The sequence below is a fragment of the Aquicella siphonis genome (assembly GCF_902459485.1).
Taxonomy (GTDB): Bacteria; Pseudomonadota; Gammaproteobacteria; order DSM-16500; family DSM-16500; genus Aquicella; species Aquicella siphonis.
This window is the reverse complement of the sequence record NZ_LR699119.1, coordinates 1698476-1718152: the sequence shown is the minus strand read 5'-3', so window position 1 is coordinate 1718152 and position 19677 is coordinate 1698476. Positions and strand designations below refer to the sequence as shown.

The 19677-nt window shown below is 49.3% G+C and carries 17 protein-coding genes and 2 tRNA genes; 3 read left to right on the top strand and 16 right to left on the bottom strand.

Annotation, left to right across the window (positions count from 1 at the left end; all coding sequences use genetic code 11):
* Nucleotides 1-181 precede the first annotated feature (181 nt).
* Nucleotides 182-1549: a hypothetical protein gene (locus AQULUS_RS08030; RefSeq protein ID WP_148339543.1), complete on the top strand. Its 1368-nt coding sequence runs from the start codon at nucleotides 182-184 to the stop codon at nucleotides 1547-1549.
* A gap of 1 nt (nucleotide 1550) precedes the next feature.
* Here AQULUS_RS08030 and AQULUS_RS08025 read toward each other — a convergent pair whose 3' ends face one another.
* The 4 genes from AQULUS_RS08025 to AQULUS_RS08010 all read right to left on the bottom strand — a co-directional run bounded on the left by AQULUS_RS08025 (nucleotide 1551) and on the right by AQULUS_RS08010 (nucleotide 4253).
* On the bottom strand, nucleotides 1551-2177 hold the full coding sequence (locus AQULUS_RS08025) for a sterol desaturase family protein (protein ID WP_148339542.1): 627 nt from the start codon (nucleotides 2175-2177) through the stop codon (nucleotides 1551-1553).
* Nucleotides 2178-2353: 176 nt separating this feature from the next.
* Nucleotides 2354-2614: a response regulator transcription factor gene (locus tag AQULUS_RS13045; protein WP_232051862.1), complete on the bottom strand. Its 261-nt coding sequence runs from the start codon at nucleotides 2612-2614 to the stop codon at nucleotides 2354-2356.
* A gap of 591 nt (nucleotides 2615-3205) precedes the next feature.
* Nucleotides 3206-3279: transfer RNA gene (locus AQULUS_RS08015), tRNA-Pro, on the bottom strand.
* Nucleotides 3280-3284: 5 nt separating this feature from the next.
* Complete coding sequence (locus tag AQULUS_RS08010; protein ID WP_148339541.1) at nucleotides 3285-4253, bottom strand: polyprenyl synthetase family protein; 969 nt, start codon at nucleotides 4251-4253, stop codon at nucleotides 3285-3287.
* 343 nt (nucleotides 4254-4596) lie between these two features.
* Here AQULUS_RS08010 and AQULUS_RS08005 point away from each other — a divergent pair, with 343 nt between their 5' ends.
* Nucleotides 4597-5079, top strand: a complete 483-nt coding sequence (locus AQULUS_RS08005) for a YajQ family cyclic di-GMP-binding protein (protein WP_148339540.1) — start codon at nucleotides 4597-4599, stop codon at nucleotides 5077-5079.
* Nucleotides 5080-5131: 52 nt separating this feature from the next.
* Here AQULUS_RS08005 and AQULUS_RS08000 read toward each other — a convergent pair whose 3' ends face one another.
* From AQULUS_RS08000 to dapA, 12 genes are all read right to left on the bottom strand, one after another.
* Nucleotides 5132-6574 (bottom strand): SET domain-containing protein-lysine N-methyltransferase, encoded by a 1443-nt coding sequence (locus tag AQULUS_RS08000; protein ID WP_148339539.1) that lies wholly within the window; start codon nucleotides 6572-6574, stop codon nucleotides 5132-5134.
* 169 nt (nucleotides 6575-6743) lie between these two features.
* Nucleotides 6744-8072 carry a ribosome biogenesis GTPase Der gene (der, locus tag AQULUS_RS07995; RefSeq protein WP_148339538.1) on the bottom strand — a complete coding sequence of 443 codons (1329 nt, stop codon included), beginning with the start codon at nucleotides 8070-8072 and terminating at the stop codon, nucleotides 6744-6746.
* Between the two features lie 16 nt (nucleotides 8073-8088).
* A complete protein-coding gene (gene bamB / locus AQULUS_RS07990) occupies nucleotides 8089-9252 on the bottom strand; it encodes an outer membrane protein assembly factor BamB (RefSeq protein WP_148339537.1) in 1164 nt (387 codons plus the stop codon).
* Between the two features lie 22 nt (nucleotides 9253-9274).
* Entirely contained in the window at nucleotides 9275-9922 is a 648-nt protein-coding gene (locus tag AQULUS_RS07985) for a YfgM family protein (protein ID WP_148339536.1), read from the bottom strand.
* A gap of 189 nt (nucleotides 9923-10111) precedes the next feature.
* Nucleotides 10112-11395 (bottom strand): histidine--tRNA ligase, encoded by a 1284-nt coding sequence (gene hisS / locus AQULUS_RS07980; protein WP_148339535.1) that lies wholly within the window; start codon nucleotides 11393-11395, stop codon nucleotides 10112-10114.
* Between the two features lie 234 nt (nucleotides 11396-11629).
* On the bottom strand, nucleotides 11630-13150 hold the full coding sequence (locus tag AQULUS_RS07975; RefSeq protein ID WP_148339534.1) for a helix-turn-helix domain-containing protein: 1521 nt from the start codon (nucleotides 13148-13150) through the stop codon (nucleotides 11630-11632).
* A gap of 55 nt (nucleotides 13151-13205) precedes the next feature.
* Nucleotides 13206-14336 carry a 23S rRNA (adenine(2503)-C(2))-methyltransferase RlmN gene (gene rlmN / locus AQULUS_RS07970; RefSeq protein WP_148339533.1) on the bottom strand — a complete coding sequence of 377 codons (1131 nt, stop codon included), beginning with the start codon at nucleotides 14334-14336 and terminating at the stop codon, nucleotides 13206-13208.
* Complete coding sequence (gene ndk, locus AQULUS_RS07965; protein ID WP_148339532.1) at nucleotides 14337-14783, bottom strand: nucleoside-diphosphate kinase; 447 nt, start codon at nucleotides 14781-14783, stop codon at nucleotides 14337-14339. It abuts the gene before it with no gap.
* A gap of 60 nt (nucleotides 14784-14843) precedes the next feature.
* Nucleotides 14844-16157 (bottom strand): TRZ/ATZ family hydrolase, encoded by a 1314-nt coding sequence (locus AQULUS_RS07960; protein WP_148339531.1) that lies wholly within the window; start codon nucleotides 16155-16157, stop codon nucleotides 14844-14846.
* 503 nt (nucleotides 16158-16660) lie between these two features.
* Nucleotides 16661-16750, bottom strand: a tRNA-Ser gene (locus AQULUS_RS07955).
* 61 nt (nucleotides 16751-16811) lie between these two features.
* Nucleotides 16812-17072 carry a hypothetical protein gene (locus tag AQULUS_RS07950; RefSeq protein ID WP_148339530.1) on the bottom strand — a complete coding sequence of 87 codons (261 nt, stop codon included), beginning with the start codon at nucleotides 17070-17072 and terminating at the stop codon, nucleotides 16812-16814.
* Nucleotide 17073: 1 nt separating this feature from the next.
* On the bottom strand, nucleotides 17074-17949 hold the full coding sequence (gene dapA / locus AQULUS_RS07945) for a 4-hydroxy-tetrahydrodipicolinate synthase (protein ID WP_148339529.1): 876 nt from the start codon (nucleotides 17947-17949) through the stop codon (nucleotides 17074-17076).
* A 197-nt stretch (nucleotides 17950-18146) separates the two neighbouring features.
* On the opposite strand from dapA, the gene AQULUS_RS07940 reads away from it, so the two are divergent.
* On the top strand, nucleotides 18147-19664 hold the full coding sequence (locus tag AQULUS_RS07940; RefSeq protein ID WP_148339528.1) for an ArnT family glycosyltransferase: 1518 nt from the start codon (nucleotides 18147-18149) through the stop codon (nucleotides 19662-19664).
* The last annotated feature ends 13 nt before the right edge of the window (nucleotides 19665-19677 follow it).

Genomic DNA, 19677 nt, shown 5'->3' with positions numbered 1-19677 from the left:
CTCCACGATGAAGAGCATGTAAACTCAATGGTGTATCTGTTTAAATCATATCACAAACTTATTCATTTGTGCGGTGCGTGCGCTGAAATTAACTGTTGATTTCGTGATTTTTCGAGCATTTGTTTTCAAGCATATACTTGACTCGTATAATGTTTTAATTTGACCATGATATGATGCGGCGATGTTGCGTTATTTTTTAATATTGACATTGTACTTGTTCAGCACCCTGGCGTCAGGATGGGAAGACCATGCGCTATTAACGCGCAAGGTTTTGGAAGGGTGGATGCGTCGGGATGTTTCTGCCGCGAGCTATCTCAATCAATCCGTGCAGGTTGAATCACTGCAATCATTCCTGTGGGCAACAAAAACGACTTTGCCTGCCAGGATGATGGAAATTGAAACGTGGGCGCGGAATCGCGAACCAGGATACCAGCCTTTACCCAAACAGCTGATTTATGATCCAGCCAGACCTGATTGCGCCAAGGCGCTTGACGTTTGCTTCGAAAAAGCCTTGAGAATCAATCTGGATGTTCCGTTACGGCCGATGGTTTATGATCCGTCCGGTTTTTATGGACGGCGACGCGACTTCAATCGTATCTTGGATGCCAGAGAAATGATGCCGTCTTATATCGCGGCTGATAACTTAAGAAATCGTTTTGTGTCGGTGCCGGATCATGCGTACTTGCGTCTCGCCGATGTGATTGCCACCGCTTCCATCCAGCCTGACTTTGGGTTTGACGTTTATCTGTATGAAAACAATCCTTCGCTGTTCGGTAAATTATATGGATTTGGAAGCCAGCCGTTTGGGGCTGCCGCCATTCCTTACGGCTCGCAGGGTTTTTTTCATATGAGCAGTTATCATGAGTCAGGCGTGTTATTTCTCTTGATGCCGACATTAAAAAACACTTACCCTGAATATCGTGCAGCCATGTATATGGCATTGTCTCGTTTCGCGGCCGAAACGTCCCATCCATACTGGGCGGCACTCTTTATGGGCTGGGGCTTGCATTACGTGCAGGACATGACCCAGCCATATCATAGCTCATTGACAAGAGGGCTGACTTATTCAAGCATTCTCACGGCGCTGGTTGATAAAATCAGGGGAAACGACAAGGCGTTTTCTGATTTGACAAACATTCAGGCTAACCGTCATATCCTTCTGGAAAATATTATCTCTCATATTATGACTTCTTCTAAACAGGACTTCGACGAATACAAGCTTCTGTTAAACGCGAACCTGATTGATTCCAGCCGGGATAACGATATCCCAGGCTGTGCCATCCAGGCTAACTACCTGCGCAATGAAATTGTCCCGCGTGTGGAACGAGACGCATCACGATATATGGCTGATTTTCATGAATTGCTGCCAACAGGTTATGCCAATAATCCTGAATTCAACGCGGGATTATTTAGGGATTATGACAGCTTGCTTTTGCGTGACATGTCATCATCGCAGCGTTTGCGGATGAGCCGGGAGCTGGCGCCATTCCTGGAGTGGTACGGCGCATACACAAGAAACTGCATCAGGCAGTATGGCATGAAAGCATGATTCAGCCTTTGGAATAGGTTCTGAAAATATAATCCCAGATGGGGCTGCTAACCCCGAAGTTTTTTCTGTTGTCAAAATAATGATGCCGCATGTGATGGCGTTTAAGCTGCTTGGCCAGTGAGAAGTTCATGGGAAAATGATGCGTTGAGTCATGGATGATGGTGTAAATCATGTAGCCCAAAAGAAACCCGGGGAAAATGGAAATGGCGTATTTCCCAAAGACCGCCTGAAAAATAAAATAAAATAATGCCGCGAGCGGAAGGCTTGCCGCCAGCGGTGTAATTGAGCGGGATACATCTCTTGGGTAGGCATGGTGAACATCGTGCAATGCATAGACCAGGACTTTTTCAAACAGATTTCTTGGGTTCCAGTGGAACAAAAATCGATGCATGGTATATTCGGTCAGAGACCAGATTATTAACCCGCCGGCGATGCCGGATGTGACATGGCCCCAGGAATAATGCCGTATGCTCTGCGTAATAAAAAAAACCGTCAGAGTGAAATAAACGAGGTAGTATGAGTACACATTTGTTTTTATTAGCTTATCTATAGCCGGATGCGCTTTCAACAGGTTGGCTAAGTCTGAATGGGAGGCAATTCTCGTGTTATTTGAATTATCGACGGTCATGTGATTGACATCCTTGTATATCTTGCACAAACAACATGGATTGGTGTTACTGGAGTAATGTACTATGTTGCATATTGTTAAACAAGCATGCTTGCCGCCGCGCAATTGCGCAATGTCACGCACTTGTCTTGCGGGCTATATAATACGCTCTGGAAGTCAAGGCTGTAACCATTTAATTAAAGCGATTTCATGATGGCAAGATGATTTAATCTTATGGGAACTTGTTTGTGATAACCATTTGAAACTGCTTTTACCAGTAATTCAGCTTTGTTCTGGCAATTCATTTTGTTTTTGATATTTTCTATGTAAGATTCGATTATTCGTTTCGATAACAAAAGCAAATCCGCCATTTCTTTTGCAGTTTTTCCCCTAACCAGTAAAAATACGCACTCGCACTCGCGTTTCGTCAATTTAAATATATTTTGGTGATGGTTCACTGTGTAATCTTCAATCCCCAAATTTAATTTATTATCGAGCTGATTTAGTAGATGGAAAACATCCGCCTTACGTCAGGGTCGGCAATAATAAATTAATCCAATGATGGTGTTTTTCGGGCTAATTATAGGGCTTTTATCTAATAAAAAAATTGCATTCGTTTTTGAATTTCTATGCACGGTGCAAATTTTTTCGCCTTTTAATACGCGCAAATCTTGCTCTAGAAACACTCGATTCTCTTCAGTGGAGGCGGGGAAATTTCTTCATCAGTTTTGCCTGTAATATCATTCGGATATTTAACGCCTTTAAACTCAAGCAAAGCCTTGTTTGCGCCCTGATAGACGCGATCAACATCTTTCCAGCCAATATGTCCTGGTATGTGGTCTAGCAGGAAATTATCGTGTAACAACATATGGTTTTATTCTCCGAATACACAAGAGCAGATTTGAAGATAACACAGAAATAAGCCCGCCCTTTTCGCACACTTTTGGTTGGGTGGAGAGGTTGGGGCTTTTTGCCGTGGCGTTGCCTCTGTGGGTACCCGAGATAAGAACAACAAAAGTGGTGCCGGCCTGGCTAATTGATTCCATTTATCGGGGTGACAGGATTTGAACCTGCGACATCTGCCTCCCGAAGGCAGCGCTCTACCAGGCTGAGCCACACCCCGATGTATCAATAAGTCCTGCTGACAACAAAATCACTCAATGTCTCCAGCGCCTGACGGTAAGGTGAGGCGGATATTGCCGACAAGGCTTCTTTTGCTTTTAAAGCATGTTGTTTTGCTGTGGCGGCAGTGTACTTGATCGCATCCGTAGATTCAATAATTCCTAGTATCTTGTCAAGGTTTTTACTGGTGCCGGTCTGAATGGCGTTGCGCATCAGCTCAAGGTCTGCGCCCTTGCTCATGCGCATGGCATGAATGAGCGGCAAGGTGGTTTTACCTTCGGAAATGTCCTGGCCGACATTTTTGCCGGTTTCCTTGACAGACTGGCTGTAATCCAGCGCGTCATCGATGAGTTGATAAGCCAGCCCCAGATGCAGCCCGAATAACCTCATGGCTTCAATATGCGCGGCAGATTCGGTTGAAAGCGTGGCGCCTAGCTGTGCGGCGATTTCGAAGAGTTTGGCGGTCTTGCGTTCTATGACGTCGAAATAAAACTGTTCAGTGGTATCCGGGTTGTTGCAGTTGACCAGTTGCAGGATTTCACCTTCAGCAATAAACGGTGTCGCCTTGGCAAAGATGTCCAGGACAGTGTCATGCTTGATGTCCACTACGATCTGGAACGCCCGTGAGTAAAGAAAGTCTCCCACCAGCACGCTGGTATCATTGCCCCAGATAGTGTTGGCTGTCTTATGCCCGCGTCTGAGTGTGGAATCGTCCACAACGTCATCATGCAAAAGTGTGGCAGTGTGTATGAGCTCTATGACGGCAGCGAGATCTATATGCTTTTGGCCTTGATGATTCAGCGCGCGCGCGCTTAGGAGCAGAACCAGCGGTCTTACCCGTTTGCCGCCGCAGGTCAGGACATATTCGATGACATCCTTGACCATGGGAATATTGGATTCCAGCCGGGAGATGATGAACCTGTCTGTGGACTGAAGGTCTTCGCTCACAAGGCTGCGTATGGACTCTAACGGCATGGGGTCATCTCATTCTGTCTATTGCAAGATCGCAAGGGAGAATCGTAGTAATCCACTATGTTACTGTCAAGGTTTCTCTAAGAATAATCAGGGACTTCCCATGCGCCTGCCTGTCTTGAGCGGGACAGAGCTTGTCTGCCAGCCAGAATGATTTGCATAATAAACAGGCCCGGGGCTGGGAACGGTCTGTTTCCAGCCAGGGTAAAAGTTCGTTGAGATGGTATTTTTTGCTTATTTAACATGCTATTATACCAATCCCCGTGCGGCCTGGAATGCCGGATTTAACGTTTCGGAGCCGGATAAGATTATTTTTCCTTGATGCAATGACATTTTGGAGAGAGACATGCCTTCTTTCGATATTGTTTCAAACATCGACAGTCATGAAGTGACCAATGCGGTAGACCAGGCCAACCGGGAAGTATCAAACCGGTTCGATTTCAAGGATACGGATTCCCGAGTGGAGCTGGCGAAAGATAAAATCACTCTTATTGCTCCCACGGATTTTCAATTGAAACAGATTGATGAAATTTTGCGCAACAAATTGGCCAAGCGTAGTGTGGACATCCGGTCACTACACTACCAGGAAGCCAGCGCGAGTCTGAATGAAGCCAGGCAGATTATTGAAATCAGGCAGGGCATAGACGCGGACAATGCTAAGAAAATTACCCGGCTGATCAAGGATTCAGGCTTGAAGGTACAGGCTTCCATACAAGGTGACCAGGTGCGTGTGACGGGAAAAAAACGTGATGACCTGCAAGCGGTCATCGCCATGCTGCGCGAAGCCAAGGTGGCGCTTCCCCTGCAATTTGTGAATTTTCGGGACTGAGCCGGGTTGCTGGTTTGAACCCGGCCTGGCTTGTGGCATCGCATGTCCGGGATTAGGGAGGGCCCATGACTGCAGTCTGTTGCACGGATGGAATTTCAGGAATGGATTTCAGTGTTTTTACATCCGGGTTAGGCAAATAGATTAATGGGTTATTATTGTTTTTATTTTTTCCGTATTGAATCTTCAGCCCTTGCAATTCAAGGTATTGTTTCAGCTTTAACATGCTGGCCTCATCAGGTGAAGTAATATATGCGAGATCTTTGGTGGCGTTATAATTCCACGCTGGCAAAAACAATGAGGCGCCAATGCGGTCCAGGGCAGCGCAAACCGCCGTTTTCTTGGATTCGCCATGCAAGCCCAGGGTGGAAACAGCCTGCGACTGTTTTTCCTTTTCCACTTCGCTCGGTCGGATTGACGAGATTGCCTCGTTCTCGGAGCTGTTCAACGGTATGACCGCGCTAGGTTTTTGCAATACAACATAGGGTGATTGCGGGCAGGCATGGAATTGCTCAAGAAAATCCTCTTTTGTTACAACCAATAACTCATTGCCATCGGCTTGAATCAGGATTTTTCCATTATTTGAATCAAGATCAAAATTATCTATGGGCATTTTAATATCCAAATGTGGATTATCAAACCCGTTCCTGCGTTCGCCGCGATAAAGCCTGAGTATGACTTTTTTCGCTTGATATAAATCCGGATCCACAGGCTGGCCGTCTTGATAAAATAACTGCGGGATGGCGGCATGATTTAGCCAATAAGTCATCCCGTAGTTGCTGACAAGCAGTTCTCCCTTCCTGATTGGCCGTGTGGTGCGGGCGATGAGCAGCGGATGATCAGCATAGACTAACTCTTCATACTCCAGATTGGCGGTCGCAATGCGGTTCAGGGCAACCGTATCTGAAATCTGATAATCGCTGATTTGAGATATGTTCATGTCGTCGTGTGAAGAGCCAGTGGAAGCGGTTGGTAAATCCATCTCTGGAGCATGTTGAAAAAAACGGGCTATATTGCCGTATTCAGCCGCATTGACGCTGCCATGGGTAGTGTCTGTCTGGTATCGAAATGCGGAGGCATAAATGCTGCTATGGTTTTCTAACGGATCTTTTTCCGAGACGGGGCGGATTAATCCGGTATAGATAGCAAGATAAGTACCTTGCGGCAAATCTTCCCCGGCAATGACGCCATATCCCACTTTGTCATTCATATGGGTGATAATCATTTTATTCCGATTGGCCTTGATAGCCTGCAATATTCCCTCAAGTCTCTTTTTCGATATTTCAGGAGCTGGCGGATGATTTTTGATGGCGGATGCGGAATCGGATTCAATGACAGGTGTTTCAGTCCAGGCAGTCATGTGGACTTTTTTCGCGAATTCATCGACCGGAACCGCTTGGGGTGAGGCGTTAAGCGAGTCGCTCACATAAACAAATTTTGGGTTTGCGAGTAACTTTTTAAATTCGCCGCGAAATAAAAATTTTTTTCTTGATTCCATGATAAACCCCGGTTTGTATTTTTTGAGTTAAATTTAACTATCTGAGAGTGGGTCTTTATGCATCCCGTATTAATGACATGGATACGGGAAATGCCTGGGTATTATCCGGGTGAATTATTAAAAAAATCTTAATGCCGCTGCTATTCGCCAAAAACAGGGCTATTGTGCGCTAGCCGGGTTTTTTGCGGAATGGATTTTCACTGGTCCTGAATTCTATGAGCACTGGCGTGCCAAAAAGATTCAGTTTCTTCTGATAGAAATGCGCCAGAAATTTGCGGTAACTTTCCGGGAGAGCATTTAACTGGTTGCCATGAATCACAATGCGGGGAGGATTGTGGCCGCCGGGGTGCGCGTAACGCAGTTTGACGCGGCGCCCCTGAACCAGTGGCGGTTGATGGGTGGTTTGTGCCTCCTGCAACAGGCGGCTTAATAAGGGGGTGGATAACTTTTGTGTCGCCGATACAAAAGCTTCTTGCACAGAATCAAATAAATTACCCACACCTGATCCGTGCAAGGCGGAAATATAATGTACGCGGGCGAAGCGGACAAAATCAAGGTGGCGGTCAATGGTGGCTCTTGCGTGATCACGAGCTTCTTCACTCATGCCATCCCATTTGTTGACCGCAATGACAAGCGCTTTACCGCATTCGAGAACAAATCCCAGTAATTTCAAGTCTTGCTCGGAGACACCGATCCGCGCGTCAACCACATATAACACAACGTTTGATTCTTCTATGGATTGCAATGTCTTGACCACTGAAAATTTTTCCGGCACATCGGACATTTTTTTGCGCTTGCGTACCCCGGCGGTGTCTATCAGGGTGTAATGCTGGTCGTGGCGTTCCAGCGGGATGTAAATACTGTCTCTAGTCGTGCCGGGAGAATCATGTACGATCACCCGTTCTTCACCCAGCATACGGTTAGTCAGGGTTGATTTCCCGACATTGGGGCGGCCGACAATCGCCAGCTTGATGCGATTGGATGTTTCATCCGGAGAATTGTTTGCACTGGTTGGCTCCGGAAACAAATGTTCCAGCAGACGTTTGATTCCTGATCCATGCACCGCCGCAATGGCTAGCGGTGAAGGCAAGCCTAACTCATAGGCATCCGCCACGCTTAGCGATGGATCCATGCCTTCTGTTTTATTAACAGCAAGATAAACGGGTTTACCGGATCGCCGCAGTGTGTCAGCGATCAATATATCTTCCGGCGTGATTCCGGATTGCGCGTCCACGAGAAACAAGACCTTATCTGCGTCTTCAATGGCTTGCAGCGCCTGCCTGGTAATCAGCTTGCCTACATCATCCATTTCTTCGGTAATGCCGCCGGTGTCAATGATAATAAAATGACGGTCATCCTGATTGACTTCACCGTACTGACGGTCACGGGTTGTGCCGGGAAATGCGGAAATCAGTGCATCCCGAGTGTGTGTCAGACGGTTGAATAAAGTGGATTTGCCGACATTTGGGCGGCCGACAATTGCGACAACAGGCAGCATGTTTTTACTAGGTCTCTCATCTCAAGGTATAGGCAGCAAGATAGCCACTGTTAGTCAGTGCGTATAATACATTATTTTCGACAATAGGCGCCGCATATATCGATGACCCCAGCGATACCCGGCCTGCAAAATGCCCATCCTGTTTGCCTAGCCAGTGCAAATAGCCTTGCGCATCACCAACGACGACATAATTTCCCATCGCGGCAGGACCGCTGATCACACGGTATTCCAGCTTGGTCTGCCGCCAGTTGACAAAACCGCTGTCGGCGCCGAAACCCCAGACCGTGCCCTTGGCATCAGAAATGTAGACAGCGGCATCGTCCGCGGCCATGCCGGTGTAGGAAGAAATATCATGTGTCCACAAGGTCCTGCCAGAGGTCCAGTCCAGTGAAGAAATTTTTCCCTGATAGGTCGCCACATAGATGCGGTGCTGGTAAACGACCGGATCAGCGTCTATGTCAATCATGCGCTGGATAGCGAATGCGCCTTCCGGAATTGCCACGGTTTGCAGCCAGAGAAGCTGGCCGTCAAGATTGAGTTTTGCCAGGTTTCCGTTGGCAAATCCTACAATCAGACTGCGGTCGCGTATCAGCGGCGCACTGGATCCGCGCAGGATCATATTAGGCTCGACTTGCTGGAATGACCATAATTCATGCCCATCGCTGGCAGAAAGAGCGCGTGTATAACCGTCCACGGCCTTGACTACGACTATACCGCTGCCAACAGCGGGGGTCGCGATAACTTCACCGGGAACCGATGCCTTCCAGCGCTGCCTGCCGTCAGATTCCTGCAAGGCGACGATATCACCGCCGCGCGAACCCATGACAACCAGTCCGTCGCCTGCGCCCGCGCCAGTGGTAACAGGCAGCCGGGTGTTGACTTGCCAGAGCCTTTTGCCGGATGTCTTGCTTAGTGCAGTCACTGTTCCGCTGGTGCTGGTGGTATAGACAGCAGTTTCGCTCACAGCCGGACTCAGTTTCAGATAGTCATTGCCAGCCGCGCCAGCGCCTACATTCGCACTCCAGAGCAGGCGCGGTGTGACTTCCGGCGCATAACTGGTGAGTGGTGTGGGCTCAGGTGTATTGTCCTTTTCAAAAAAGCCCGCGCAAGCGCTAAGGCTGGAGGTAAAAACAAGGAATAATGCGATTGTTCTTATAGTTTTGATTAATGGACTGCTCATATTAAACTCGAATATTAAGATATTAAGACGCTGATTGTATGGCAGGTGCCAGATTATCGTATTTCATTCGCAGCACAGGCCGGATCACTTCCGCGTTGGGCAATTCGGACAATGCCTGTTGATAGGACAGCCGTGCCATGCTGGTGTTGTTGAGAGCAAGATAAGCATCGCCTCTTACTTCATCGATCAAGCCCTCGAAAGCTTTGTCATCCACCTTTTTTAATTCATCCAGCGCACCTTGCGCATTTTTTTCTGCGATCAGGATGCGAGCCAGCCGTATGCGCGCAATCTGGCGTATGGATTTGATGCGGGTATCTTCCATAATCCAGTTAAGCTGCTTTTTCGCTTCCGCATAATCTTTTTTGATCACAGCGTTTCTGGCCAGCATGAAGGCTGCCATTTGTCCGTAGGTAGTCTGTGGGTAATGATTGAGCAGTTTTTTCGCTTGAGTGAGAGTCGCGGCGTTGTCATTCTGGGCACGCATGGTTAGCATTTCATCATAAACAGATGAGGCATGGTTCAGGATTTTGCTCTGCCGCTGCTGCCAGTAGCGCCAGCCGGAAATGGCGGCTGCCGCGATCAACACGCCCATGAGGATGACCAGGCTGTATTGTTTGATCCAGCTTTTTAATATCTCTATCTGTTCTTGTTCTGTTAAATATTCAGTCAATGGATAATCCTCAGAAACGGTGTCTCTTTAGGCACTGTATTAAATCAGATTTTTTTGTCTGAGGGAATGGGAAAATCATGTTGCGTCCCTAACTCTCGGCTTATATTTTTGTCCGGCGATTCATGACGCGCAGTGCCTTTCCTGCGCGTGTATCGTACTGTCGCGCAGGATCAGGACAGGGTCGTGCTGCTATTTTTTTGATATTTTCAACTTTAGGTATTCGGCCAATTCATCCTGATAGAGTGATTGCTGCGGAAGGTCTTCACGGAGATTCTTGAGTGAAATGGAGCGGGTTTTCAACTCGTGCTCACCCACAATCAGGGCATATTGGGCACCGCTTTTATCCGCCTTTTTGAATTGGTTTTTCACGCTTCCGCCTCCGCAGTGCAGCATGAGTTTTAATCCCGGTACCTTGGTACGCAGATATTTGGCAATTTTCAGGCCAGCCGAAAATGACTGATCGCCATCTGTGATCAGATAGGCATGCAAGGTGTAGTCCAGCTTATGGTTTTTTTCACCCTGCTGCATCAACAGAAGCGTGCGTTCCATGCCAAATGACAAACCGATGGCCGGTGTCGGCTTGCCGCCCAGCTGTTGAACGAGTCCGTCGTAACGTCCGCCCGCGCAGACTGTGCCTTGCGCGCCCAGTTTGTCAGTGACCCATTCAAACACCGTTTTGGTGTAATAATCGAGGCCGCGCACCAGACAGGGATTGATTTCAAAGTTAAGACCGGCGTGTTTGAGGTAAGTCTGCAATTTTTCGAAATGTTCCAATGATTCGGTGTCCAGATGCTCCAGTAGTTTGGGCGCGTTTGCAATCAGCTGCTTCATCTCGGGGTTTTTGCTGTCCAGAATGCGCAGAGGATTTTTATGCAGACGCTGTAAACTTTCTTCATCCAGTTTGTCCTGATGTGACTGGAAGTATTGTATTAATTGTTTGCGGTATTGATTACGGGATTCGGGTGTGCCTAGCGAATTCAGCTGCAATTTGACCAGTGAGTGTATGCCCAGTTTTTCAAGAACGGCAAAGGAGAGCAGGATAATTTCAGCGTCGATATCAGGTCCGGCGAGGCCGAATGCTTCCGCTGAAAACTGATGAAACTGGCGGTAGCGGCCTTTCTGCGGCCGTTCGTGGCGAAAGAAGGGCCCAGAGTACCATAAGCGTTGAACCTGGTTGTGCAGCAATCCGTGTTCCAGTGCGGCGCGTACACAGCAGGCGGTTCCTTCCGGGCGCAGAGTCAGGCTTTCTTCGTTGCGGTCAAGAAAAGTATACATTTCCTTTTCAACGATATCAGTGATTTCACCTATTGATCGTTTGAATAAATCCGTCTTTTCCACGATGGGAAAACGGATTTCCTGATAGCCGTGGGCCAGGAGGACGCGGCGGAAAACATGTTCCGCATAAAGCCAGAGGTGAGTTTCGGAAGGGAGGATATCATTCATGCCTCTAACTGCCTGGATCATTTCTGTCACGTTCATTTCCTCTAGAGATGGTTTTGGAATTGATTATTCTGACTGCGGACAGCTTAATATATCACTGTCTTGCTCCACATGCCGCATCTTTAATATCCGGTTTTTGCGCGGCGTTTATGGGTTTGCGCCAGCCCTTGGGCATGGCGCTTTGTTCCAATGACTATGCGCTGACATGAAGACCGCCGCAACTGACAATCTTCATGAGGCGACAGCTAAATGCCGGACGCAGCTGCGTCAGGGATAGCGATTATACTGCTGATAGTAATAAGGTGGAGCATTGTTGTTATATTCCGGTTTGGTTTCGCTGGCAATGTAATTGGCTTTCCGTTTTTTACGCGGCTTTTTGGGGTAGCTGAACTGCCCTATGGGTGTGGATTTGTCTGTGAGTAAAAATCGGGTGGCTTCCGCCTGGGCGGCAAGATCCTCCAGCTGGTTGACCAGAGCTTGCAGGGCATTTACTTTCAGCGTCGCCAGCATGGCCGTTTGCAGATTGGAGGAAGGCAGTTGTATATCCAGGGGCTCGGGATTAAAAGGCACGCTGGCGACGGCCGCCGGTTCCGGTTTTTTCGCGTTACTGTCAGACAGCGTGACAGGAGCAGGTGCAGCGGCCGGCTGGATTTTGGCATGTCTGTGCCAGAGCGCGTTGCCCAAGCCTATCAGCGAGGCGAGAACGATCAGGGAAAAAAAGGTGACAGACCAGTTAATTTTCAGTTTGCCCAGGAACGGGAGGATAGGGGTGACGCGAGCCGAATGACGGTGTGCGTGTTTTTCCCTGGGCAATCGGATACCGGCCATCGCGGAATTCAGGGATGAAGCGGAGTGGCCGCGCATGCCGAGTTTGATAATCAGCAGAAACATAATTAAATCGGCCAATAAATTCAGACTGTTTTCGCCTATGGCAATGTTTGTGAGCGCGTCAGGGTTGCTGTGGCTGAAATGGCTGGAACGTCCGGCAGGACTGGATGATTCTCCGCTGCGTGCATGCCCTTGTTCCGCAGGGCTGGCAGTCGCGGCGTAGGGGCTGGCGGCATCGGTACTCTGGCCGGCAGATTGTTCATCCGCAGGTGCTGCAGTGGTGTCAGGACTGGCGGCAGTCGAGATGTCAGCAGGTTCGCCAGCCGCAAGCGGGGCAGCGTTTTCCGTTGGAGCGCTTCTGCCTGCCATGGTATCGGAAGTGTTATCCTGCGGCTGGCGTGAGCTGGGGGCGGTGAAAGGTGCGGCAGTAGCAGTATTAGGGGGTTCGGCTGCTGTGGGCGCGAGTGGTTGAGCCAGGCTGGTATTCTGCTGCGAGGCGGATTTATGGGAATGCCACCAGATGCCTACCAGTCCGATGAGCGTGATGGCCAGCAGGTAAGTGAATAATTGCATGAAAAAATTGCCTATGCTGACGGGCAGGCTGGCCTTGGTCTGCGTCGTGGGTGCGGATGGTATCTGCGCAACCGAATCAGACGCAGCAGGCTGATGTTCTTCTGTTTCCGGCTTGGGCTTGAGCAAGTCCAGTGCTTCCTGGAGTTCCTGTTCAGGGATTTCCAGCAATTTACTGTAGTTACGAATATATCCGCGAATAAAGGTGAGGGGCAGATCGGTCTTGAATTCCCCGCTCTCAATCATGATGATGACTTTTTCGTGCAGCCGCAGCGCAGCAGCCACTTCCTTGCGATCCATGCCCTGTGCTTCACGGGCCGACTTCAAGCGTATGCCAAAAGGGATGTGCTTGTGCGGGTTGAAACCGGTATGTAGGGTCTGGTTTATCATAGAGCGTCACTGTCCTTGTTTAATAGGCGGTTCTGCATATTAAATTGTATGACGATCAGTTATTCCCGCCAACGACTTTTTGCTTGGCGGACCGTAAATATCGCTCATTTCGCCGGGTCCGGTCTTTAACCTGCCCGACCAGCTGTCCGCAGGCGGCGTCAATATCATCTCCGCGCGTTCTTCTGATCGTGGTATTCAAGCCGGCCTTCATCAGAATATCACGAAAACGGTTAATGGTTTCGGTGTCTGATCTCTGATAATCGGTATGCGGAAACGGATTGAAAGGGATCAGGTTCATTTTGGCGCGTACGCCGCTCAGGATCTTGATGAGCTGGCGGGCGTGCTCGGGTGTGTCATTGACCCCGGCAAGCATGACATATTCCATGGTGATAGAGCGGCGGCTGTCATCTTTAAAATATTCCCGGCAGACTGTCATTAACTCATCCAGAGGATATTTCTTGTTTAGAGGCACAAGCTGGTTTCTCAATTCATCATTGGGGGCATGCAGGGAAACCGCCAGGGCGACATCGGTGGCTGCGCGCAGCTGATACATGGCTGGCACGACCCCTGCCGTGCTGACAGTGACCCGGCGCTTGGACAGTCCGTAAGCGAAGTCATCCAGCATGAGATGAAGCGCGGGAATGACATTATCAAAATTCAGCAGTGGTTCACCCATTCCCATCATGACGACATTGGTGACGGCATGGTCATGGACGCCATTCATTTTTGACAGTTTGCGGACGGCGATCCAGAGCTGGCTGATAATTTCCGCGGTACTCAGGTTGCGATTAAAACCCTGTTTTCCGGTGGAGCAGAAATCGCAGTTGAGAATACACCCGACCTGGGAAGAAATGCACAATGTTCCCCGTGTTTTTTCCGGGATGAACACGGTTTCTATGCAATTGCCGTCGGCAAGCCGCAACAGCCATTTATATGTTCCGTCAGCGGCCGCTTTTTCATAGATGACTTGAGGTGGGGTAATCTGGGCGGTTTCACAGAGTTTTTGCCGCAAAGCCTTGCTCAGGTTGGTCATGGCCTGAAAATCTTCAGCACCATTAAAGTGTATCCACTTTAATACCTGTTCCGCGCGATAGGGTTTTTCGCCGACACTGACAAAAAAATCCTGCATGGCTTTTCTGTCCAAGCCCAGCAGATTGATTTTGTGCGCCGGCGTGTGCAGTGTCATTCAGGCGAGTTCGCTTTCGGCGACATACGCACAGATTTCATGCGGCTGGAAGAAAAAAGCGATTTCCTGTCTGGCGGTTTCGGGTGCGTCAGAGCCGTGTACCGCATTATGGTCAATGGAATCGGCAAAATCCGCGCGAATGGTGCCGGGGGCCGCATCTTTGGGATTGGTCGCGCCCATGATTTCACGATTTCGCGCAATCGCGTTTTCCCCTTCAAGCACTTGCACCAGAACCGGGCCGGAGCTCATGAAGCTGACCAGCGCAGGAAAGAAAGGACGGGATTGGTGGACGGCATAAAACTGTTCGGCCTGGGCTTTGGTTAAATGCAGCATTTTGGCGGCTGCAATCCGTAAGCCGCCTTTTTCAAACCGGCTGATAATTTGGCCGATGACATGCTTGGACACCGCATCGGGTTTGATAATGGAAAGCGTTCTTTCAATTGGCATGGGAGTTTCCTCAAAATAGATTGTTATTCATATCTTTTATTTAGTGAGGCGGGATTATACCTACATTTTTATCTTTTTGCGCCAGAGTTGCGCTTTTTCAAGCAACTCTTTTTCATCCAGCAGGGTTAACTCGCGGTTTTTTAATAATTGTTTGCCGCCCACCCAGACATCGGTGACCTGGCTGCGAGGAGTGGAATACACAATCTGGGAAACGGGGTGATAGACCGGCTGGGTTTCGATGGCATCCAGATCAATGGCAATAAAATCAGCGGCTTTGCCAATTTCCAGCGAACCCGTGATCGTGTCTGTGCCCAGGGCTTTCGCTCCATGGAGTGTCGCCATCTTGAGAGCGCTTTCGGCGGGGACTGCCTTGGGATCGTCTGCGGTCACCTTGCCCAGGAAAGCAGCCGTACGCATTTCGCCCAGCATATCCAGATCATTATTGCTGGCGGCGCCGTCCGTCCCCAGTGCTACATTGATGCCCAGGCGTGTCAGGCGTTCAACCGGACAGGATCCGCTGACCAGTTTCATGTTGGATTCCGGGCAGTGCACGATATGGGGCCGTGTCTGCTGGAGAATCTCCAGGTCTGCGTCATTGACTTGCGTCATATGTATGGCAATCAGATCAGGCGATACCATGCCGATTTCATGCAGGCGGTGCAATGGGCGCTTGTTGTGTTTTGCCAGAGACTGGGTCATTTCCGACGGTGCTTCCTGCAAATGAATATTGATTTTCAACCGATAGTCATCCGCGAGCTTTTTGACTTTTTCAAGGTTTTCCATGGATACGGTGTAAGTGGAGTGCGGTGCGAGCGTGGGGGTGATGCGCGCGTGATTTTTATATTCCTGGTAAAATTCGACGGCTTTGGCGAAATATTCTTCGGTGGTTTTTGCCCACGCGGTAGGCACATCAATAATGGTCATGCCAATGTGTGCGCGCAGCCCGGCTTTTTCGGCTGCCTGGGCAGTGGCGCCCAGGAAAAAGTACATGTCATTAAAACAGGTTGTGCCGCAGCGTATCATTTCAGCCATGGCTAGCAGCGATCCATCATAAACCAGTTCCTGACTGACCCATTTGCCTTCGGCCGGCCAAATATAATTATTCAGCCAATCCATCAATTCAAGATCGTCCGCGAGACCGCGGAAAACATTCATGGCGAGATGAGTATGGCTGTTGATGAATCCGGGCAGTATGGCATGGGAAGTAAAGGATTCATTCTTGTCAGCCTGGTAGGCATCTTTTGCCTGGCTGCTGGGCAGAATGGAAAGGATTTTTCCCTGGTGTATGGCCAGGGCATGGTTTTCCAGAACACGGTTCTGGTCTTCGCAGGTAATGATCCATTTGGCATGAACCAGGTGATCGATTTTTTCCATAATCAAGATCTCATGTTAGTGATGGAAAGGTTAAAGTTACAAGCCGTCTCAACAACACCGTGCCGCATGACAAATCGTTTTCTGCGCCTGGAGTCTCTCATGCCTGGCATGAGCACAAGACAATGACAGTCTGCACTCTGTCTGTAACGCGTGGGCATGGCTTTGCAAACGGCTTGGTGAGAATGGCGTTATCATAATATAGGTCGCTGAAAAGGAGGAGAAAAAAATGAGGTTTACCCGGTGCCGCTTGATCGTGTTTTCTTGAGCAATGCTGGATTAATGGGGCATTCAAACGGCGGACCAGGCGTCAGAGTGGCGTATAATTTATTTCTGCAGATAACAGTCTGAGTAATTGTGGAAGAAATTACAGGAAAACTCAGAAATAAGATTTATGTCTACAAAAAATATTTAGACACGTTGAGCGAGGGCACATCGTTGGTGCAAGAGTAGTTGTTATCTTGCTATTCGGAGCTTTGGGCTCTACGTGTGTCCTTTTTTATTTACGGAGAGGGAGGGATTCGAACCCTCGTGGGAGCATAAACTCCCCATCCGATTTCGAGTCGGCGCCGTTATGACCGCTTCGGTACCTCTCCTGAGTCAGGGTGGATTATACTGGGTTTAGACAGACTTTCCAGTGCCCTTGTATCATGCTTGCTATCCATTCAGACCGGGTGGGACGACGCTGATATCCTCCGCGGAAAGGGGATACTGCCGGTCAGAGACGGGGTAGGCGCTTTGAAATGCGCTGGATGCAATGCCTGGCGGAATTTTCAAGGGCGGTATGGATTTGGCAGACAGATAAGTTTTGTCCCGGTTCTGGCTGATGGAAGATTTGGAAAAATAGGAACAACCCGTCAGCGCGAGCGGGAAAAGCGTGGCCAGGGCGATCGCGCGTGCGATGAATTTGCAATTCATATTATTTTACTCCTGCATTTTGCATGGCTTTCTTTACATCTTGGTGGTATTGGCTGTCCAGCGGCAGCAACGGCATGCGTATGCCGGCCTGGATTTTGCCCATTTCGGCCAATGCCCATTTGGCGGGGATGGGATTGGATTCCAGGAACAGATTTTTGTGCAGCAACATCAGTTCATCATTGATTTGTGCGGCCAGTGTCATGTTTCCGCCCAGAGCGGCCGTGCACATGGCATGCATTTTTTGCGGAGCAACGTTCGCGGTGACGGAGATAACGCCTTGGGCGCCAGCCAGCATCAAATCCAGCGCGGTGGCATCGTCACCGCTGTAAACCGCAAAAGTGTTTCCGCAGCGGCGGATGATCTCTGCGGCGCGTTCCACTTTCCCGGTGGCTTCCTTGATTCCCAGGATATTTTTGATCTGTGACAGGCGTTCAACGGTTTCTGGCAGCAGGTCGCATGCGGTTCTCCCCGGAACATTATATAAAATCACTGGCATGTCCACCTGTTTCATGACCATTTCATAATGAGCGTACAGTCCGTTCTGGGTCGGTTTGTTGTAATAAGGCGTTACGATCAGGCAGGCGTCTGCGCCGGCGCGCCTGGCATTTTCGGACAGTCTGATGGTAGTGCGGGTGGAGTTGGTGCCGGAGCCGGCGATAACAGGGATGCGTCCGGCCGCCTGCCTGACAATCAGTGAAATTACTTCGAATTGCTCATCGGGTTCAAGCGTGGCGGATTCGCCGGTCGTGCCGGCTGCAATAATGGCGTCCGTGCCGGCGCCGATATGCCATTCCGTCAATTCCTGCAATGCTTTTTTGTCAATTGATCCATCGTTATGCATGGGTGTGACGATGGCGACCATGCTTCCTTTAAACATAATTCATTCCCCCGTGATCATTCATCCTGGACCTGGTCTGGGACGGCATCATCGCCGTCTGAACTGGCGCTATTCTATCAGGTCGCTGCTTTTTTTTGAGAGTTTTTTATAGTCCATAGGTTACTAATTGTCTATATTTTTTTAGTCTTACTCCAGATATACTTAACAGCTTTATCAAATGTCAGGTAAGAAGACATATGAAACTTGCTGCGATTGCTGATTCCTTGTGGGGCAACAAGGCCAGGGTGAGTTATTTACTATTGGCTGCTGTCATTCTGCTTTTTACTTGCCTGGGCGGCCGGGAAATCTGGACTCAGGAACATCGCTGGGCGGACATTGTTTCAGGCATGTTTTACCGGAATGATTTTTTACATCCCTATCTGGGCAATTCAGATTATTATGACAAACCGCTGCTGTCTTATTGGCTTATTGCACTGTTCGCCAAACTGACCAGTGCTTTGACAACCTGGACTTTGCGGCTGCCGTCGGCTTTGGCGGGTCTGCTCACAGTGGCATCGATTTATTTCCTGGGGAAAAAAATTCAGGACAGACATCTGGGGCTGTTGTCCGGATGGCTGCTGCTGACTACTTATTACTTTGTGTTCTGGTCGCGTGTCAGCAGCGCAGACATGTTGAACCTTGCCGGGACGGTTTTCGCTGTCGCCTGGTACTTCAATAAACGCGAGCACGCCCGTTTCTGGGATTATGCGGTATTCTTTCTGGTCATTGCGCTTACTTCGTTATGCAAGGGGCTGGTGGGCGCGATCGTCCCGCTGATCGCGGTGCTGGTCGATATTATTTTGCAAAAATCCTGGAAGCAACACTTGCGATTGACCCTGGTCTGGGCGGTGATACCGGCTCTGCTGGTCTACCTGTCTCCATTCATTGCGTCCAGTTATTTTGGGGGCGACTCATTTGCACAAAACGGTTTGTATCTGGTATACAGGGAAAACATTCTTCGTTACTTTCAGCCATTCGATCATCAAGGCCCTATCTATACTTATTTTCTTTATTTGCCTGTTTATCTGCTGCCGTGGACGATTTTTTTTATCCCGGCGCTGCTGACGCTCAAATCGCGCTGGAAAAACATGACGACTGATTCACGATGGGTTGCCTGGACTTTGTTCGTGCTTTTCCTGTTTTTTACCTCCAGCGGATCGCGCCGCAGCTATTATGTCCTGCCTATGGTGCCTTTCGCGGTCTTGTTTACTGCTGACTGGATTCTTTCCGGGGAGCCGGTGCTTGCGCGCAAGCGCTTATGGTCCGCCGGACTGATCGTGATTTTCTTTGCGGCCTTGTTTGCTGCGGTGGATGTGGCGCCCGCATGGTATTACGCGAAATTCGGCGTCAACCGTTTTGCTGTTGCATTGCAGAAGGAAGCAAGCCGGATCAAACCCTGGCATGTATGGAATGTGGTGATTCTGGATGCGGAAAGCAAAATGAATTTTTATCTGCATTTACCGCCGGGTGCGGTGAAATATCATATCAAGGGCACAGAGCGCATTAACGTGCCGACATCAGATCAGCTGTTGGCAATGTGGCCTTTGCTGAAAAACAGGGACGCCAATACGATTTACGTCAGCCGGAAACTGTATGCGCCCGTGCTGCAGCATATTCTGGCGGGATATCGCACGCTTGAAGTGGCCTATCCCTCGCTGCCGTTTATTAACAAGCAGGATACAGACAGCCCGGTTGCGTATATTCCGGCTGGCTAGAAGCAGCTGTCAC

Coding starts and splice junctions, on each gene's coding strand:
- bamB (WP_148339537.1), bottom strand. CDS start 9,252: ATGAGCAGTCCATTAATCAAAACTATAAGAACAATCGCATTATTCCTT.
- AQULUS_RS07975 (WP_148339534.1), bottom strand. CDS start 13,150: ATGATAAACCAGACCCTACATACCGGTTTCAACCCGCACAAGCACATC.
- AQULUS_RS08005 (WP_148339540.1), top strand. CDS start 4,597: ATGCCTTCTTTCGATATTGTTTCAAACATCGACAGTCATGAAGTGACC.
- AQULUS_RS08000 (WP_148339539.1), bottom strand. CDS start 6,574: ATGGAATCAAGAAAAAAATTTTTATTTCGCGGCGAATTTAAAAAGTTA.
- rlmN (WP_148339533.1), bottom strand. CDS start 14,336: ATGACACTGCACACGCCGGCGCACAAAATCAATCTGCTGGGCTTGGAC.
- ndk (WP_148339532.1), bottom strand. CDS start 14,783: ATGCCAATTGAAAGAACGCTTTCCATTATCAAACCCGATGCGGTGTCC.
- AQULUS_RS07950 (WP_148339530.1), bottom strand. CDS start 17,072: ATGAATTGCAAATTCATCGCACGCGCGATCGCCCTGGCCACGCTTTTC.
- AQULUS_RS08030 (WP_148339543.1), top strand. CDS start 182: ATGTTGCGTTATTTTTTAATATTGACATTGTACTTGTTCAGCACCCTG.
- AQULUS_RS07940 (WP_148339528.1), top strand. CDS start 18,147: ATGAAACTTGCTGCGATTGCTGATTCCTTGTGGGGCAACAAGGCCAGG.
- AQULUS_RS07960 (WP_148339531.1), bottom strand. CDS start 16,157: ATGGAAAAAATCGATCACCTGGTTCATGCCAAATGGATCATTACCTGC.
- der (WP_148339538.1), bottom strand. CDS start 8,072: ATGCTGCCTGTTGTCGCAATTGTCGGCCGCCCAAATGTCGGCAAATCC.
- dapA (WP_148339529.1), bottom strand. CDS start 17,949: ATGTTTAAAGGAAGCATGGTCGCCATCGTCACACCCATGCATAACGAT.
- AQULUS_RS08010 (WP_148339541.1), bottom strand. CDS start 4,253: ATGCCGTTAGAGTCCATACGCAGCCTTGTGAGCGAAGACCTTCAGTCC.
- AQULUS_RS08025 (WP_148339542.1), bottom strand. CDS start 2,177: ATGACCGTCGATAATTCAAATAACACGAGAATTGCCTCCCATTCAGAC.